This window comes from Komagataeibacter swingsii, from assembly GCF_003207895.1.
In the GTDB taxonomy this organism is placed as follows: Bacteria; Pseudomonadota; Alphaproteobacteria; order Acetobacterales; family Acetobacteraceae; genus Komagataeibacter; species Komagataeibacter swingsii.
Genome location: NZ_NKUB01000028.1, coordinates 1 through 17,277, shown reverse-complemented (window position 1 = coordinate 17,277; position 17,277 = coordinate 1). Strand labels below are relative to the sequence as shown.

Here is a 17,277-nt window from a genome sequence, read left to right as displayed (position 1 = left end):
GCAAGACGGCGCGCGCCTGCCCATTCATGTCGCCGCGTGGCCGCGGACAGTAAAAAACATCAGATATTCGTATTGCAGGGCAGTGGTATAGCTGACGATGTACAGAACAGGCTTCATGACCGGGAAAGTCGCCGGGCTACTTGCGCGGACGGGGCTTGACCGCGTTCCGGTGTGGGTGCCGGTCGTGCTGGGCGTGGCCATCATGGCGTTTGTCGGCTCGGTAACGGTTGACCCCGCGATGCAGGGCTTCATCGCCATTGGTACGATTACGGTGCTGCTGGTTCTCAACCGGCGGCCGGGGCGGGGGATCACCATCTTTCTCATGATGCTGTCGCTGCTGATGTCGCTGCGCTACATCGTGTGGCGGCTGACCATGACGGTGCAGTTCAATAACTGGTTGCAGGCGACGCTGGCCCTGATGCTGCTGGCGGCGGAAACCTACGCCCTGGTGACGTTGTGCCTGAGCTATTTCCAGATGGCGTGGCCGTTGCGGCGCAGGGAACATCCCCTGCCCGACGATACGGCGCAGTGGCCGAGCGTGGATGTGTTCGTCCCGTCCTATAACGAGGAACTCTCGCTTGTCCGCTCAACGGTGCTCGGCGCGCTCGACCTCGACTGGCCCGAGGACAAGCTCAATGTCTATATCCTTGATGACGGGCGGCGAAAGGCGTTCCGTGATTTCGCGCAGGCGTCAGGGGCGGGCTATATCATCCGCGCCGAGAACAACCATGCCAAGGCCGGCAACCTCAACCACGCGCTGCATGTGACGCACAGCCAGTTCGCTGTCATTTTCGACTGCGACCACGTGCCGACGCGCGGCTTCCTCAAGCGTACCGTCGGCTGGATGATGGCCGACCCCAACCTGGCCCTGCTGCAGACACCGCACCATTTCTACGCCCCGGACCCGTTCCAGCGTAACCTTGCAAGCGGGATGCACGTGCCGCCCGAAGGCAACATGTTCTATGGGCTGGTGCAGGACGGCAACGATTTCTGGGACGCGACATTCTTCTGTGGTTCGTGCGCCATCATCCGGCGCGACGCGGTGATGGGCATTGGTGGTTTCGCAACGGAAACGGTTACGGAAGACGCCCATACCGCGCTGAAGATGCAGCGCAAGGGGTGGGGGACGGCCTACCTGCGCGAACCGCTGGCGGCGGGCCTGTCCACGGAACGGCTGATCCTGCATATCGGCCAGCGCGTGCGCTGGGCGCGTGGCATGCTGCAGATCATGCGGCTGGACAACCCCCTGCTGGGCGGTGGCCTGCGGTGGGAACAGCGGCTTTGCTACCTGTCGGCCATGTCGCATTTCCTGTTCGCCATGCCACGGGCGATGTTCCTGATGTCGCCACTGGCCTACCTGTTCCTGGGGCAGAACATCATCGCGGCGTCACCGCTGGCCATCAGTGTCTACGCGCTGCCGCACATCTTCCATTCCATCATGACCCTGTCGCGGATCGAGGGGCGATGGCGCTATTCCTTCTGGAGCGAGATCTACGAGACCTCGCTCGCGCTGTTCCTCATCCGCATCACCATCGTCACCCTGCTGCAACCGCACAAGGGCAAGTTCAACGTGACGGACAAGGGCGGGCTGCTGGCGCGGGGCTATTTCGATTTCAGCGCGGTGTACCCAAACGTCATCCTCGCCCTTGTGCTGTTCGCCGCCTTCGTGCGCGGGATATTCGGCATCTTCTGGCAGTTTCATGACCGGCTGGCGCTGCAGTCCTTCGTGCTGAACACGCTGTGGGTGGCCATCAGCATGATTATCGTCCTGGCGTCGATCGCGGTGGGACGCGAAACGCGGCAGACCCGCCACGCGCCGCGCATTACCGTCCAGCTTCCCATGGCGATCACCGATGCCCATGGCCGCAGGTTTGATGGTCATACGCATGACATCTCGCTCGGCGGGCTTGCGGTGAAGGGCAACTGGGCCGCACCCGAAATGGAAGGGACCGAGGTTACGGTCCATTACGACAATGCGCGCGATGGTATCCATGTCGGTGTTCCCGCGCGGGTGCTGGGGGTGGGGCAGGGCATGCTGCGCCTGCGGTGGCTCCGGCGCGACCTGCGGGATGAACGGCAGATCGTCGGCATGGTTTTCGGGCGCAATGACGCCTGGACCAACTGGGCGGATTTTCCGCCCGACCGCCCGCTGCGCAGCCTTGCGATGGTGTTTCGCAGCATTGGCGGCCTGTTCGGCAGGCGCGGGCCTGATGCACCGCGTGCCCTGCCGGACGGGGGGGAGGAGGACCTTCCCGCCACGGAAGAAAAACTGGAGAAACAAAGCCTCGTGCTGAAACCTGTTCCCCGTAGCGTTCGTAACGGCGCTACCGCATCCGCCGCCCTGCTTGTCGCATTCACGGCCCTGGTTCCGGCCGCCATGGCGCAGGAGACGGCGTCCGCGGCCATGGCGCCAGTGGCGGACCAGACCGGTGTCACGACGGATGCCCCGTTCGGGGACAGCAATACCGGCAATATCCCGGACGCGGCGCCGGCGATCGATCCCCTCGCCGCCGACCGCATCAGCGATACGGAGGTGACGCGCACCATCACGTTCCGCAACCTGGGCGCCACGACCGGCCCGCTGACGCTGCGCGGGTATTCCCCGTTGCAGGGTCTGGACGTGGTCGTGCCGGCCAACCGGGTGGTGACGCATGCGCAACTGACGCTGTCGGGCGCGCTGTCGCCCTCGCTGCTGCCCGAGGCGAGTGCCGTGACGGTCACGATGAACGAGCAGTACGTGGGCACCATCAAGGTTGACCCGCAGCATCCGCAGTTCGGCCCCCTGACCTTCGATATCGACCCGCTGTATTTTACGGGCGACAACAAGCTCAATTTCCGTTTCGCCGGGGAATACCGGCGTGACTGTAACGACCTGTTCAACGAGATCCTGTGGGCGCGCATCTCCGACCTGTCGCACATTACGCTGACAACGGTGCGCATCACGCCGGAACGCAAGCTTTCGCGCCTGCCCGCCCCCTTCTTCGACCCCAACCTGCGTTCCACGCTGCGCGTGCCCGTCGTGCTGCCCGTGACGGGGGACAAGGGGGCGCTCAAGGCCGCGGGGCTGCTCGCGTCGTGGTTTGGCAAGGTCGCCGATTTCCGCAAGCTGTCCTTCCCGGTCTCGACCACCATCCCGGCCTCGGGCAATGCCGTCGAAGTGGGCGAAAACCTGGCTGTCGACGCCGATGGCACGCGACCGGCGGGACCGATGGTGGCGGAAATCGCCAACCCCAATGACCACTGGGGCACCGTGCTGGTCGTAACCGGGCGTAACGCGCAGGAAGTGGAGGTCGCGGCCCGCGCGGTGGTCTTCTCGCCCGATACGCTGGGTGGCGTGGCGTCGAAGGCGGTCAGTGATGTCAACCTTGAGACACGCCAGCCCTATGACGCGCCCGCCTTCGTGCCGACGGACCGCCCCGTGCGCTTTGGCGAACTGGTGGGGGCGGCGGACCTGCAGGGGGGCGGCTTCACGCCCGCGGGCATGACGCTGCCGTTCCACCTGCCGCCCGACCTGTATACGTGGCGTGGCCGGCCGTTCCTCATGAACCTGTGGATACGCGCGCCCGGCGGCCCGGTGGTGGACCTTGAGACATCGCGCGTCGATGTCAGCGTCAACAACAACTACCTGCAGAGCTATACGCTCTCGCCGCCGGGCCTGTGGCGCAAATGGTCCGAACGCCTGGTCAGCCAGCACGCGGGGGCCGCGGGCCACGTGACGGCGCTGCCGCCATGGCTGCTGTTCGGGCAGAACCAGCTTCAGTTCAATTTTGACGCCCGTCCCATCGACCGCGGGGCGTGCCGCCGCACGCCGGGCGACATCCGCATGAGCGTGGATTCGGATTCCACGCTGGACTTCCGGCGCGGGCACCATTTTGCCCAGCTGCCCAACCTGTCCTACTTCGCCGAGGCGGCCTTCCCGTTCTCGCGCATGGCCGACCTGTCGGAAACCACCGTCGTCCTGCCCGACCATCCCGACGCGGGCACGGCCGGGGCGTTCCTTGACCTCATGGGCTTCTTTGGCGCCTCGACATGGTATCCGGCGGCAGGCGTGGAAATCATGAAGGCCGATGAGGTGGAGCAGGCCCCGCCGAAGGGGGATATCGTCGTGCTGGGCACGGCGGCGCAGCTTGGCCGGGCGACGGCCGTGCTGGCCCGTTCCCCCTATGTGATCCATGACCAGCACATCACGGTGGGCCAGCACATGGGGCTGCAGGGGATCTGGTACCTGTTCCAGGACCGTGACCACGCGGGGCTGAAGAATGGGGTGACGGCCAACCTGAACGCCCCCATAGCCGAAGCGGGCGTGCTGCTGGCCGCGCAGTCGCCCTATGACAGCCAGCGCTCGGTCGTGGCCTTCATGGGGGATACGCCCGAACGCATCCATGACATGGTGCTCAGCCTGCGTAACAAGACCGATCTGCCGTCACTGCAGGGTGACCTTGTGCTCAAGAATGGCGACCGGTTCACCAGCTACCGCACGGCGCCGCTTTATACCATAGGGTCGCTGCCGTTGTGGATGCGCCTTGACTGGTACCTTGGCCGCCATCCCGCGCTGCTTTACCTGGCCGGGCTGACTGGCGCGGGGCTTGCAGCACTCGGCATCTGGGCCTGGCTGCGCGGCTGGTCGCGCAAGCGGGTGGCGCATGACGATCTGACGGGGGATTTGTGATAGGTCATATACATTTCCCCCATCCTCTGCGATGGCGATAGCTGTCAACGTGATGGCGCGAGGCCATTACGCTACCGGACGTGACGGATACATCCGGGTCATAAACAGAATAATTCTGGTACGGAGAAAGAAATAGATGAATGCCCTTCTTGCAGGCCTGACCCTGCTGATCATTGGCGACAGCCACGTTACCTTCAAGGACTCGCTGCTGTCCGTGCTGCCCGATGAATTCACCAGGCAGGGGGCGAAGGTCGTGACGTATGGCGTCTGTTCATCGACCGCCGCCGACTGGGTCGTGCCCAATCCCAACAATGGCTGCGGCGCGGCTGAACGCATTGGTGACGCGCCGATCGGCGCGCCCAACATGAAGCCCGCGTCCCCGCCGCCGATCAATTCGCTGATCGAGAAATGGCACCCCAACGTGGTCATGGTGATCCTGGGCGACACGATGGCGGCGTATGGCCAGAATGCGGTGTCCAAGGACTGGGTGGACGAACAGGTCAAGACGCTGACATACGCCATTGGCAAGACGGCCTGCATCTGGGTCGGGCCGACATGGGGGCAGTTCAGCCCGCGTTACGGCAAGACCGACCAGCGTGCGACGGAAATGGCGACCTTCCTCAAGGGTGAGGTCGCGCCGTGCACGTATGTCGATGGCACGGCCCTGCTCAAGCAGGGCAGCGTGAACACGATCGACGGCATCCATGCCACCCCCGAAAGCTACAAGGTATGGGGTGATGCGATCGTGCAGGCCACGTTGCCCGAACTTGAGAAGCTGAAGGACGCGCCGCCCGCGGCCGCGCAATAAGCCTATCCTGACGTGGTGGGCGGCCCGGGATGCCGGGCATCCACCATTTTGCCCGAGACTGGCGCAAGCCGTGGGAAATATTGATGCTGCAACTTACCCCCTTCCAGCCCGCGCCCAGCCGTTGGCGCACCATTCTGGAAAACGATTTTTTTCCCAGGAACCGCCGGCGTGACATTGACGGCCTGCGGGGGCTGGCCATTGCCCTTGTGGTGCTGTTTCATGCGGGGTGGCTGAAGGGCGGGTTTATCGGTGTCGATATTTTCGTGGTGATATCGGGCTATTTCATGGGCCGTTCGGCGCTCATGCAGCATCCGTTCCAGCCGGTGCGTTTCGTGTGCCGCAGGCTGTACCGCCTGCTGCCGGCACTCCTGTGCATGATCGCGGCGATTTCGGCGGGCATGCTGTGGTGGGTTTTGCAGAGCGATCGCGCCGATATCGCGATCAATGGCGCGTATGCGCTGGTGTACCTGTCCAACATCTGGGCGTCGGGGCATGTCGGGTATTTCCAGGGGCAGGCCGTCGCCTACCCGTTCCTGCATACATGGTCGCTGTCGCTGGAAATGCAGTTCTACGCCATCATTTTCATCATGGCGCTGCTGCTGCCGCTGACGCATCACCGCAGGCTGGTGCTTTCGGCCATCTTCACCGCCTCGGCGGCATACTGTGCGCTGGCGTGGTACAGGGGCGACAGCCAGGCCTATTACAACATCTTCGACCGGCTGTGGCAGTTCTCGCTCGGCACGATGATCTGGATGCTGCCCCGCCTGCGGCTGTCGCGCGGTGTGGCCAACCTTGTCTATGCCGCGGCCCTTGCGGTCATCGTGGGGGCGGGGCTGTTCTATCCCCTCAGCTTCGCCTGCCCGTCCTACATGACGGTGTTCCCGTGTGTCGCGGTTGCGGTCATCATCATGCTGCCTGATACGAAGGTAGGGCAGTGGTGCCTCGTGCCGCTGTCACCGCTGGGGGTGATTTCGTATTCCGTCTACCTGTGGCACTGGCCGGGTATCGTTGTTGCGAACTACCTGCTGTTCTTCCAGGTGCGCGGGGCCATGATGGCGGGCGTGCTGGCGCTGGTCATGGTGGTCAGTCTGCTGAGCTATGTCTTTGTCGAGCGGACCGGCCTTGATTACGAGGACCGGGTCAGCCCTGCCGCCCGCAACCGTGGTGCGGGCCTGCTGGTGGGTGGCTGCCTGCTGCTTGCGGCGGTCCTGGCCTATATTTCCCATGTGTCTCGTGTCCATTAAGCATGACATGACACGACCGCGCGGGTGCGGCCCGCGTGACGGGATGGCGTGGCGACGCGCGCCCGCCGCATGGGTGCTGCTGCGCGGCGACGTGCTGGGCCATCCCTGCATGCGTGCGGGCGGGATGCGGATGGCCTGTGCCGTGATGGCGGGCCTCATCCTGTACGGCGGCGGTGCCGCAGCACAGGACAGCCCCATGGCGGTGGCGGGGGCGACCACCGCGGTACCGGCCGCCCCCCCGGTGGCGAACCCGGTGGGTACGGCCGTGGGCGCACCCGTTCCGCCATCTGTTCCCGCCGACACGCAGCCCACACCCGCCATGGTGGCGAACAGCGCGCATCTGGCGCATGCGGCCGCCGTGCTCGAACTGCTGCTCAACCAGGGGTATTACTGGCTGGGCCAGCACAATCTGCCCAAGGCGCATGAAACGATCCAGCGTGCGCTGTCCATTGAACCGGATAATAACGAAGCCCTGTTCCTGCAGGGGCGCCTGCAGATGGCCGAGGGCAGTCCGGCGCTGGCCACGCGCACGCTGGAACGCCTGCAGCGCATGGGCGGTGCGCCGGGCCTGGTGGCCGACCTGAAAGCGCAGATCCAGGCCGGGCCGGTGGACCCGCAGGCCCTGGCCGCGGCACGCGCGCTGGCGGCGTCGGGCAAGATGATGCCCGCGATGTTCAAATACAAGGCGCTGTTCAAGAATGGCGACCCGCCACCCGACCTTGCGCTGGAATATTACCGCGTGCTGGGGGCGACCATCCTTGGCTATCAGGAAGCCCGCACCAAGCTTGCGGCATGGGTGGCGCGCAACCCGCGCGATATCGATGCGCGGCTGTGCCTTGACCGGATCCTGACCTACCGCGTCACCTCGCGCGAGGAAGGGCTGAACGGGCTGCGCCTGCTTGCAAGATCCAACGTGTCGGCCCAGATCCGCAACGATGCGGTCGCGGCGTGGCGTGACGCGTTGCTGTGGGAACCTGTAACGGGGCAGAGCATCCCGCTTTATAATGAATGGCTGGCCCTGCACCCCGATGATACCGAGTTCACCGTACGCCTGAAAAAGGCGCAGGAAACGCAGGATGCCTTTGACGCCGCAAACTTCCACCAGCAGGGGTACGTGCTGCTGGCGCACCACAACCTTGATGCGGCGGCGGTGGCGTTCCATCGCGCCGTGGCGCTGAACCCCCATGACCCCGATGCGCTGGGCGGGCTGGGGCTGGTGGCGCAGGCCCGCCAGCAGCCGGTGCTGGCGCGGCAGTATTTCATGCAGGCCATACAGGCCGACCCGGAAACCGCCCCGCACTGGCGCGCGGCGCTGAAGGCGCTGGAATCTGGCGGCACGGGCATGGACCCGCTGGTGGCGCGCATCGTGCACGCCATCAATACCGGGGATTATGACGCGGCGCGCACCGACCTTGCCACCCTTGGCCGCCGGCCGGGCAATACGCTGACCGTGCTGTCACTGCAGGCGCTGCTTGAGCGCAGGCAGGGAAACATGGCCGAGGCCGAACGGCTGTACCGTGAGGTCGTAAGCCGCGCGCCACGCAATGCCGAGGCGCTGTTCAACCTTGGCATGCTGGAGGTGCAGACGGGTGACGGCACGGAAGTGGATGCGATCATTGCCCGCCTTGACCCGCTGAACCCGGTGCTGGCGCGGCGGCTGACGGTTGCCGCGCTGTCGGCGCAGGCCGACCGGGCCACGGACGGCGATGGCCGTATCGCCCTGCTGCGCCGCGCGCATGCACTCGAACCCGGTGACCCGTGGGTACGGCTCAAGCTGGCGCATGCGCTTGACGACGCGGGTGACCATGCGGCGGCGCAGGCCCTGATGGATGACATGACCACGCCGCGCAACGCATCAGCCGAGGCGCTGCAGGCCGGCATCATCTACGCCATGGGCCGCCATGACATGGCGACCGCCGGCACGTTGCTGGAACGCCTGCCCAGAACCGGCCGCACGCCGGGCATGGTCAGCGTGGCCGAACTGATTGCACTGGACCGGCGCATAGCCGAACTCAACCATCCGCCTGCCGCGGACAACGCGGCGCTTCTGGCGCTGGCCGACCGGCCTGACCCCACGGGTGAGCGCGGCATGCGTATTGCCGCAGCCCTTCTGGCGCGGCATGCGCCGCAGGATGCGACGCAGGCGCTGGCGCGTGAGGAAAGCCTGACGCAGCCGCCCCATGCGGCCCAGATGCTGGCCTATGCGGGGATGTACCTGCGCCTGCGCTCGTCCTTCGATGCGACGCGTTGCCTTGATGTCTTTGATACGATGGCGAAGGCGCATCCCGCCGACATCACGTTCGAACAGGCGCGTGCGCGCGACCAGATCGCCATTGGCCTTGCGGTCATGACCGCTGACAATTTCGACCGCTACGGCCAGACCGCGCAGGCGGCGCAGGTGCTTGCCCCCGTGCTGCGCGCCCACCCGGATTCAGCCGAGGCCCATCTGGCCATGGGCCGTGTGTACCAGGCCCGGAACATGGCCGCGCGTGCCCTGGAAGAGGACGAGATCGCACTGCGGCTGAAGCCCACCAGCATCTATGCGCTGGCCGCCGCCGCGCGTGACGCCGGTGGCGCCCACCATCTGGCGCAGGCGCGGGACTACGCCACCCGGCTGGCCCATGAGGACCCCGATGGCCCGATGAGCTGGGAAGTGCGCTCCGACATCGAGCGGATCGAGGGCAATTCCCGCGCGCAGCTGGTGGATGTGGAACATGCCCGGCATGCCCAGTGCAGCCAGGATGGGGAAGGCGAATGTGGCGGGCATGAAAGCTTCCTGCCCGATTACCGCTGGCCCTTCATCGACAGTGAATACCTCGACCTGCATGGCGCGACGCTGCCGGCGAGCTACCATTACATCCCTGAGGATGACGGGACCGAGGCGATGGACCGGCAGATCGTCTACCTGCGTGATTCCATCTCGCCGCAGTTCGACGCCAATACCTTCGTGCGCAGCCGGACGGGGATCGCGGGGCTGGGGCAGCTGACGGAATTCGCCGTACCCATCACCGCCACCCTGCCGTTTGAATCGTGGGAGCACCGGCTGTCCTTCTCCGTCACGCCAACGCTGCTGTTCACGGGCGACCCGCTGGACAACGCCTATTCCGCCCACCAGTTCGGGACGGTTGCGGTCAATGGCGCGCAGCCATGGGGCTATCACCATTATTATACGCAGGGCGTGGGGCTGAGCCTGAATTACGTCAATCACTGGTTCTCGGCCGATGTGGGATCGTCCCCGCTTGGCTTCCCCATCACCAACGTGGTGGGCGGGCTGGAATTCGCCCCGCGCCTGACCCGCAACCTGGGCCTGCGCATAAGTGGCGGGCGGCGGATGGTGACGGACAGCGAACTGTCCTATGCGGGGGAACGCGATCCGGGCACCGGCAAGCTGTGGGGCGGGGTGACGCGCCTGTTCGGCCATGGCGCGCTGGAATGGTCCGCGCCGGGGTGGAATGCATATGCGGGTGGTGGTTTCGCCTATCTCGACGGGACCAACGTCATCGGCAATACCGAGACCGAGGCCGGTGCGGGCGGCAGCGCCACCGTATGGCAGTGGCATGACCGGCAGTGGCTGCGTGTGGGCCTTGACCTCATGTATTTCGGGTACAGGCGCAATGCTTACTTCTTTACCTGGGGGCAGGGTGGGTACTTCTCGCCACAGCAGTATTACGGCGCCATGATACCGGTCGAATGGTCGGGACATGACAAGCGCTGGACGTGGTTCCTGCGCGGGGAAGCGGGGTACCAGTATTATCGCAGCAATGGCGCACCATATTTCCCGACCAGCAATACGCTGCAGGCCAGGGGAGATGAAAACCCGCCCAGCTATTATGGGGACGAGAGCGCAAGCGGCCTTGCGGGCAACGTGCGCGGGCGGGTTGTCTACCAGGTGGATCACCGGCTGCGCGTGGGGCTGGAAGGCGGATACAGCCGCGCGGGCAGCTGGTCGGAGACCAGCGGCATGTGGATGGCGCACTATACCCTTGATGGCCAATAGCGCCATTACCCTTCAATGCCGGGACGCAGGCATGGTCCCATCACCTTTCGGGAACAGCATGACATGAAAACGCGCAGACAGCTTGCAGCCTTCCTTGCGGCCATTGCCGCGCCATTGCTTGTGGCACGGGCGCAGGCGGTGGAATGCGGGCCGGCGGGCGGGGATACGGTGTGCATTCCCGCGCCCGACCATGCGGGCGCCGGGCTGGACCGCGCGCCCCGGCGCGATGACGACAGCCGCCGGGGCTATGGCGTGGGGGATCTGTGGCAGGCATCGGGCCGGGCATGGCGCGCGGTGTCGGTGGCGCCGGGTGATGCCCGGTGGGAAAATGTCGCGGTCCGCCTGCCGGGTGATGCATTTGGTTCCCATACCGTCTTTGCCGGTGGCCCGATGCGGCTGGTCAGTGGCTATGCCGGGCCTGCCCTTGATATCGAGACGGTGTCGGCGGGCCAGACGGTCACCACCACGCTGGCCATCGGTGGCGATGGCCGGCTGGATGCCGTGGCCCTTCAGCATGCGCTGTCCGCCCGCGATCCCGGCACGTTCGCAAATGTGGTGCGGGTGTATGACCAGTCCGGGCATGGCAACCATCTGGTCGCGACGCCGGGCCAGCATGTCGTCCATATCGGCGCGGTCAGGATCGGAGGCATCGATACCCTGTCATGGGGTGAGGAAAATGGTGCCGGCGGCTTCGTGCTGCCTGCGGGGCTGAAGGTTGCGGCCGATGGCTTCTTCTTCGGGACGACGGGCACCTATGCCTCGTCCAATTCGGGCAATGCGGCGGTTCCCGTGCCCGTGCTGTTCGGGGCAGCGGGCAGTGGAAAGGAATTCAAGGCCTTCATGGGCAGCTATACCCTTGACGGGTTCGTCCATGTTGCCGATACGCGCAGTCCCGACCTGCGCACGGACATGGTCGTTACCAGTTCGCCCGCGGCGACTGGCGTGGCGGCCAGCCCCGGCGGCTATACGCTACAGGCGGGCAATGCGCGCGCCACCCTGCCGGGCATGCTGCCCGGCGGCACGCTGTCGGGTGGGTATATCGGCTACAATGCCGATGGCGGGCCGTGGTTCGTGCAGGGACGCAATACAGGACAATGGACCGGTATTGTCATAGCCGACCACGCCCCGGCGACAGCGGAGACGCAGGCCTTTGCCGCGTCCGCCGCCGTGGCGGGGGACTACATGCCGCAGTTGCATGATGTCTTTGTCGCCATCGGGGACAGCCGCACCGAAGGGTTCCGCGTGCATGATGGCCGGAACTGGCCGTACCTCATGCAGCGTTTCGCGCGGTACCAGAGTTACGATTTCGCGGTATCAGGCGCGACGACGCGGCAGATGCTCGACATGCTGCCCGCCGCCGAGACCGTGGCCCATGGCGCCGCGCGCAAGGTGGCTGTTGTGTTTGGTGGCTATAATGATCACCTGCCTGCCTACAATATTTCCGCCGCCGATACGGTGCGTAACCTGACGCGCATCGTCAGCCGCCTGAAAGCGGCGGGCTACACTGTCGCCATCATTGACGAAGCCCAGACGAATGGCTCCCCCCGCGCCGCCGTTCATGACGCCATCGCAAAGGGGGTAATCGGTGCTGACATCACCATCGATCCCTTCGCCGCCGGGCAGCCGCTTGCCGACGTACTTGACCATGAAACATGGGACCCCGATACGACACATCCCAATCAGGCCGGGCATGAAATAATGGCGAAGTATGTATGGGACCGTATCGGGTCCCTGTTCAGTAAATAAACGCGGCCATGATACGGGTATGGACGACGGACAGGATGCGTCCATACCCGTTGCGCCCGAAAACCGTGCAGTAATAAAAAATGAAAGTTTCTGGTGAAGCTTTTTTCAAAAAGCTTCAAGGAACGCCGCCTTTTGGTAAAAAGGCAGCACCCAAAAACTTTTATTTTTTGTCAGTTGGCTGTCTGGGCCAGTAAATCGCCCGATCCGCCCATGCCGGCATGACACGGGCGGGGAATGGAGACAGGTATCCTCAGAAGGGATGCGTCATGCCCCGCTGTGCGGGCGCCGGGATCGTATCCACGGCCGGGGTCAGGTCCTGCGTCCGTGTGGCTGGTGCCTGCCGGTTGGTTGCCGGGGCCATTTTCGCGGCACAGGCGGCATCGCCACGGGTCGCGACCTGAACGATGGGGGCGGCATGACCATCGCTGGTGCTGGTCACGGTCTGGCTGCACGGGGCGCCATTGCCGCCCCATGATATGGTCGTGACGCTCTGGTACACGCTGGCCTGTCCATGGCCGTCGCGGGTATCAAGGGCAGGGATGGGCAGGGCTGCGGCCGGGTTGGCCGTGGTCTGGTCGATCAGGCGCATCATCTGCTGCTGCCGTGCTTCCATCGCGGCGAATTCCCGGTCCATCATCTGGTCGATCGCATCGAATGCGGGCGGGGCTTCCACCTGTCGGGGAATGATGACGCCCACCTTGTGCCCGCTGGCATCAATGACCGTAAGCGTCTGGGCCTGTGCCGGACGTGTGGCAAGGCCACCACCAATCAGCATGGCCGCCAGTGCGCACAGGGTACCTGTTCTGGCAGATTTATACATGGGCATTTTCCCAATCCTCCATCAGGAAAAAATCATGGGTACGGTTTTGCACAACCATGAAAAGGGCCATGGCTGCCTCCCGATATGCGGCGAAAGGCGCGGGCCTTCCTTCGCCACGGGACCAGCCATGAACCAAAATATAGGGTCGTGAATGCGTCGCGGCAATTCCCTTCGTCATGTTGGGGTGTTGTGGTGGATCAGAACCAGCTTCGAATACCAAAGGTAAAGCGTAACGCCCCGGTCTCCCCGCGCTGGTCATGCACGATCCGGCGGGCCTGTGTCAGGTACCCGGCATAGGAGACCGCGACGTAGGGCGCGAATTTGCGCCAGACCTCGTAGCGCAGGCGCAGTCCTGCATCGACATCCGACAGGCCCGCGCCAACCTGGCGCGCGGGATCGGATTTGGTATAGAGGTTGAATTCAGCCTGTGGCTGCAGGATCAGCCGGTTGGTCAGCAGGAAGTCATACGATCCTTCAATACGGGTGGCGAAGCGCCCGCGATCGCTGACATAGGCGGTGGCCTGGAATTCGAATTCATACAGCGCCAGTCCCTGCACCCCCAGCGCGCCCCATGTGCGTGTCGGCCCGTCGTCAATATCCGCGCGCACGCCGCCCTGCACATTGAAATAGGGCGAGACGGCGCGGCTGTACAGCAGTTCATGGTCCCCATCATGCAGGCGGCCATGTTCAAGCGTGCCCTCGGTCTTGAGCCAGACCCGGTTGTAATCCGTGCCGTACCATGCCTCGCCATCCCAGCGGAAATCCGAGCCGGCGGGGGCGTACCGTCCCTCGAACTCATCCAGGATGCCATGGAAATAGCTGGCATGGTCCATGACCGGCTTCATGTTGCCCAGATACACGACCGGTGTTGACGACGGGGCATCGGCCGCGTGGTAAGCCGGCTTTGCCGCCTGCGCTGTCGTGGTTGCTGTCGTGCCGGTGGTGGCAGGAACCTGCGCCAGCGCGGGCATGCCCATGGCGGCCACGACCGGGGCCACCAGCAGGAACGCGCCCCTCATGCCACGATCACCGTGCGGAACATGCCCAGTTCCATATGCAGCATCAGGTGGCAGTGATAGGCCCACATGCCCGGCGCATCGACCGTGACAAGGTAACTCATCCGTGATCCCGGCTGGGAGATGAGGGTGTGCTTGTAGGGGCGGTACGCACCCTGACCGTTTTCCAGTTCGCTCCACATGCCATGCAGGTGGATGGGGTGTTCCATCATCGTGTCATTGATGAGCGTAAAGCGCACCCGTTCGCCCAGCTTCAGGCGGATCGGCCCGGATTCGGAAAACTTCCGGCCGTTGAACCCCCATATGTAGCGTTCCATGTTGCCGGTCAGGTGCAGGATGATCTCGCGCGATGGCGGGCGGGGGTCGGTGCCGGGGCGGGTGGCGCGCAACTGCCGGTAATTCAGCACGCGGCGGCCAGTGTGTTCCAGCCCGTCACCGGGGCTGCCCAGGCGGTCCACCGGCATTTTCGCGACATTCTGGTTTTCGACATTGATGGGGGGTGGACCGGGATCATCCACTTCCATGACCGGCGCCGCAGGCGTGGCATGGTCCATGTGGTCCATGTGGTCCATGTGGTCCATGTCCATATGTCCCATATCCCCATGGTCCGTGTCGGACATGTCCATGCCGTCCATGGGGGCGTCTTTTTCCGTCATGCCGGGCATTTCCATGCCCTTCATGTCCTGGCCCGGTTTCATGTCGCCCATTCCCATGTCGACCATGGTGCGCACCGGGCGCGGGTCCATGGGCGGGACGGGACCCGTCATGCCGGGCCGCGGGGCCAGCGTGCCACGGGCATGGCCGGTACGGTCCTCGCTCTGGGCAAAGATCGTATAGGCCCGGCTGTCGCGGGGCTGGACGATCACGTCATAGGTTTCGGCCACGCCGATACGGAATTCATCCACCGGCACGGGTTCGACATCATTGCCGTCAGCCTGTACCACCAGCATTTCCAGGCCGGGTATGCGGATGTCGAAAAACGTCATGGAAGCGGCGTTGACAAACCGCAGCCGTACCCGCTCGCCGGGGGTAAACAGGCCGCTCCAGTTCATGCCGGGCGCATGCCCGTTCAGCAGGTAGGTGTAGATGATGCCCGTGACATCGGAAATATCGGTCGCGGCCATGCGCATGCGCGACCATTGCAGCCGGTCCTTCAGCGCCGCGCCGACACCGCCCGCCGCACGGGCCTCATGCGGCAGGGACGCCAGCGTGCGCTGGCGGAAGACGTAGTAATCATCCTGCATCTTGAGGTTGTTGATCATGTCCATGGGCGATACGTCGGTCCATTCGGACAGCACGATCACATAATCCCGCGCGCAGGCATGCGGGTCGGGACGGCGCGGGTCGATGACGATGGCGCCGTACAGTCCCTGCGCTTCCTGCATGCCGGAATGGCTGTGGTACCAGTAGGTTCCGCCCTGCCGGACGGGAAAGCGGTAGGTGAAGGTCTCACCGGGGGGGATGCCGGTAAAGCTCAGTCCCGGCACGCCGTCCATGCTGGCGGGCAGGCGGATGCCGTGCCAGTGGATGGAGGTATCCTCATTGCGCAGCGTATTGGTGACGTTCAGGGTCACATCGTCCCCTTCCCGCCAGCGCAGGATGGGGCCGGGCACGCTCCCGCCAATACAGGGCGCGTGCAGGGCCTTGCGGTCGATTTCGATACGCCTGCGGCCGACCCGCAGGTTCCATGTGGCACTGGATGCGGCAGGCACGGTGCCTGGGGCGATGGACGTGGCAGGGGTGGCGGAAGCGGGCAGGGCGGCAAGCAGCCCGCCCGCCCCCATACCCGTGACGAAACGGCGGCGTGTCAGGCCGTCCCGCGTGCGAGAGGCATTGGACATATGGAAAATTCCGGAAACAGGACAGTCACATCCCGCCATCCCGGCGGGATGGCGGGTACATCATACGCCTGATGGCGCGTAAGCGTTCCGGGATTTTGGGGGCCGCATGGGGCGCAGCCAGTCACCGCCCGCAAGGCGGGCCTGTGGATGGGGCCGGTAGGCCTGCGTGCCGGCCCCGGGCTGCGGGGGCAGCAGGGTGGATGGCGGGGCCGGCATGTCGGTTGAACTGACATGGACATGGCAGCACTGGCCTTCCTTATGGTGCATGTGCGCCATGTGGGTCAGTTGCGCCGGGGTCATGCAATGGGGGGTGGTGGCGACTGCGCAGGGTACCATCGCGTCCCGCGCCTGTGCGGTGGCGGGAAAGGACGCGACCAGCAGCCCGGCCTGCATCAGCAGCCAGGCCAGCAGGCCAATCCAGATCCGGCCATGTCTCCTGGTCATTCAGGGCTCCCACGCACTAGCAAGTCACATAACAAAACGTGCCCGCATAATACCCATGGGGGGCATAAAGGGAAGTATTTTTCCGTGCATTGGCGCAGGTGTGACGGGACTGTATCCCGTGCGTGTCGGGGGACATTTTCGTAACTCATAAAAGTTTCTGGTGAAGCTTTTTTCAGGAAGCTTCGAAAGAACGCCGCCTTTTTGGGGCCTGTTGGGAATTATGCTTTTCTGAAGCATCTGGATGTGATTCAAGGTCTGTATGGATCGCTTCATACTGACAGATGCCCAATGGGCGAAGATGGAACCCCTGTGCCTTGGCAAGAAGACGGATCGGGGCCGCAGCGGGAAGGATAACCGCCTTTTCATCGAGGCGGTCTTATGGATTGCGCGGACCAGCAGTCCATGGCGGGATCTGCCGACATATTTCGGACATTGGAACTCGGTCTACTCACGCTACAGCGACTGGATGAAAGCCGGGGTTTTCCAGCGAATTTTCGAGGCTGTCTCGGACGACGCCGACATGGAATACGCGATGATCGACGGCACGGTGGTGCGGGTTCACCGTCATGGCCAGGGCGCAAAAGGGGGACCCAAAATCAGGCGATCGGACGCAGTGTGACAGGATGGTCGACCAAGATCATCGCCATGACCGACGCCTTGGGTAACCTGGTCCGCTTCACCCTTATCCCCGG

Annotated in this window: 9 protein-coding genes and 1 pseudogene; 6 read left to right on the top strand and 4 right to left on the bottom strand. The window is 64.5% G+C overall.

Features of this window, described 5'->3' with window-relative positions; translation table 11 throughout:
* The first annotated feature begins 97 nt into the window (after positions 1–97).
* From bcsA to CFR76_RS14415, 5 genes are all read left to right on the top strand, one after another.
* Entirely contained in the window at positions 98–4,669 is a 4,572-nt protein-coding gene (gene bcsA / locus CFR76_RS14435) for a UDP-forming cellulose synthase catalytic subunit (RefSeq protein ID WP_110557631.1), read from the top strand.
* Between the two features lie 136 nt (positions 4,670–4,805).
* Positions 4,806–5,477, top strand: coding sequence for an SGNH/GDSL hydrolase family protein (locus CFR76_RS14430; protein ID WP_025439176.1), 672 nt, complete (start codon positions 4,806–4,808; stop codon positions 5,475–5,477).
* An 83-nt stretch (positions 5,478–5,560) separates the two neighbouring features.
* On the top strand, positions 5,561–6,721 hold the full coding sequence (locus CFR76_RS14425; RefSeq protein WP_110557643.1) for an acyltransferase family protein: 1,161 nt from the start codon (positions 5,561–5,563) through the stop codon (positions 6,719–6,721).
* 7 nt (positions 6,722–6,728) lie between these two features.
* The gene (locus CFR76_RS14420; protein ID WP_110557630.1) at positions 6,729–10,718 is read left to right on the top strand and encodes a cellulose biosynthesis protein BcsC; all 3,990 of its coding nucleotides are present in this window, start codon (positions 6,729–6,731) and stop codon (positions 10,716–10,718) included.
* A 15-nt stretch (positions 10,719–10,733) separates the two neighbouring features.
* On the top strand, positions 10,734–12,464 hold the full coding sequence (locus CFR76_RS14415) for an SGNH/GDSL hydrolase family protein (RefSeq protein ID WP_110557629.1): 1,731 nt from the start codon (positions 10,734–10,736) through the stop codon (positions 12,462–12,464).
* Between the two features lie 250 nt (positions 12,465–12,714).
* On the opposite strand, the gene CFR76_RS14410 is transcribed toward CFR76_RS14415, so the two are convergent.
* The 4 genes from CFR76_RS14410 to CFR76_RS14390 all read right to left on the bottom strand — a co-directional run bounded on the left by CFR76_RS14410 (position 12,715) and on the right by CFR76_RS14390 (position 16,585).
* Positions 12,715–13,284: a hypothetical protein gene (locus CFR76_RS14410; protein WP_244191959.1), complete on the bottom strand. Its 570-nt coding sequence runs from the start codon at positions 13,282–13,284 to the stop codon at positions 12,715–12,717.
* Between the two features lie 197 nt (positions 13,285–13,481).
* Positions 13,482–14,303: a copper resistance protein B gene (locus tag CFR76_RS14400; protein WP_110557626.1), complete on the bottom strand. Its 822-nt coding sequence runs from the start codon at positions 14,301–14,303 to the stop codon at positions 13,482–13,484.
* Positions 14,300–16,141 (bottom strand): copper resistance system multicopper oxidase, encoded by a 1,842-nt coding sequence (locus CFR76_RS14395; RefSeq protein ID WP_110557625.1) that lies wholly within the window; start codon positions 16,139–16,141, stop codon positions 14,300–14,302. The genes CFR76_RS14400 and CFR76_RS14395 overlap by 4 nt, the downstream gene beginning before the upstream one ends.
* A gap of 60 nt (positions 16,142–16,201) precedes the next feature.
* Complete coding sequence (locus CFR76_RS14390) at positions 16,202–16,585, bottom strand: hypothetical protein (protein ID WP_110557624.1); 384 nt, start codon at positions 16,583–16,585, stop codon at positions 16,202–16,204.
* Between the two features lie 259 nt (positions 16,586–16,844).
* Between CFR76_RS14390 and CFR76_RS14385 the strand changes: the two are divergent.
* Positions 16,845–17,277, top strand: a pseudogene (locus CFR76_RS14385) (IS5 family transposase); the annotation flags it as partial.

Excerpts from the sequence above, each read along its gene's own strand:
- CFR76_RS14425 (WP_110557643.1), top strand. The coding sequence starts at position 5,561 with ATGCTGCAACTTACCCCCTTCCAGCCCGCGCCCAGCCGTTGGCGCACC.
- CFR76_RS14410 (WP_244191959.1), bottom strand. The coding sequence starts at position 13,284 with ATGTATAAATCTGCCAGAACAGGTACCCTGTGCGCACTGGCGGCCATG.
- CFR76_RS14415 (WP_110557629.1), top strand. The coding sequence starts at position 10,734 with ATGCCGGGACGCAGGCATGGTCCCATCACCTTTCGGGAACAGCATGAC.
- CFR76_RS14400 (WP_110557626.1), bottom strand. The coding sequence starts at position 14,303 with ATGAGGGGCGCGTTCCTGCTGGTGGCCCCGGTCGTGGCCGCCATGGGC.
- bcsA (WP_110557631.1), top strand. The coding sequence starts at position 98 with ATGTACAGAACAGGCTTCATGACCGGGAAAGTCGCCGGGCTACTTGCG.
- CFR76_RS14395 (WP_110557625.1), bottom strand. The coding sequence starts at position 16,141 with ATGTCCAATGCCTCTCGCACGCGGGACGGCCTGACACGCCGCCGTTTC.
- CFR76_RS14430 (WP_025439176.1), top strand. The coding sequence starts at position 4,806 with ATGAATGCCCTTCTTGCAGGCCTGACCCTGCTGATCATTGGCGACAGC.
- CFR76_RS14390 (WP_110557624.1), bottom strand. The coding sequence starts at position 16,585 with ATGACCAGGAGACATGGCCGGATCTGGATTGGCCTGCTGGCCTGGCTG.
- CFR76_RS14420 (WP_110557630.1), top strand. The coding sequence starts at position 6,729 with ATGACACGACCGCGCGGGTGCGGCCCGCGTGACGGGATGGCGTGGCGA.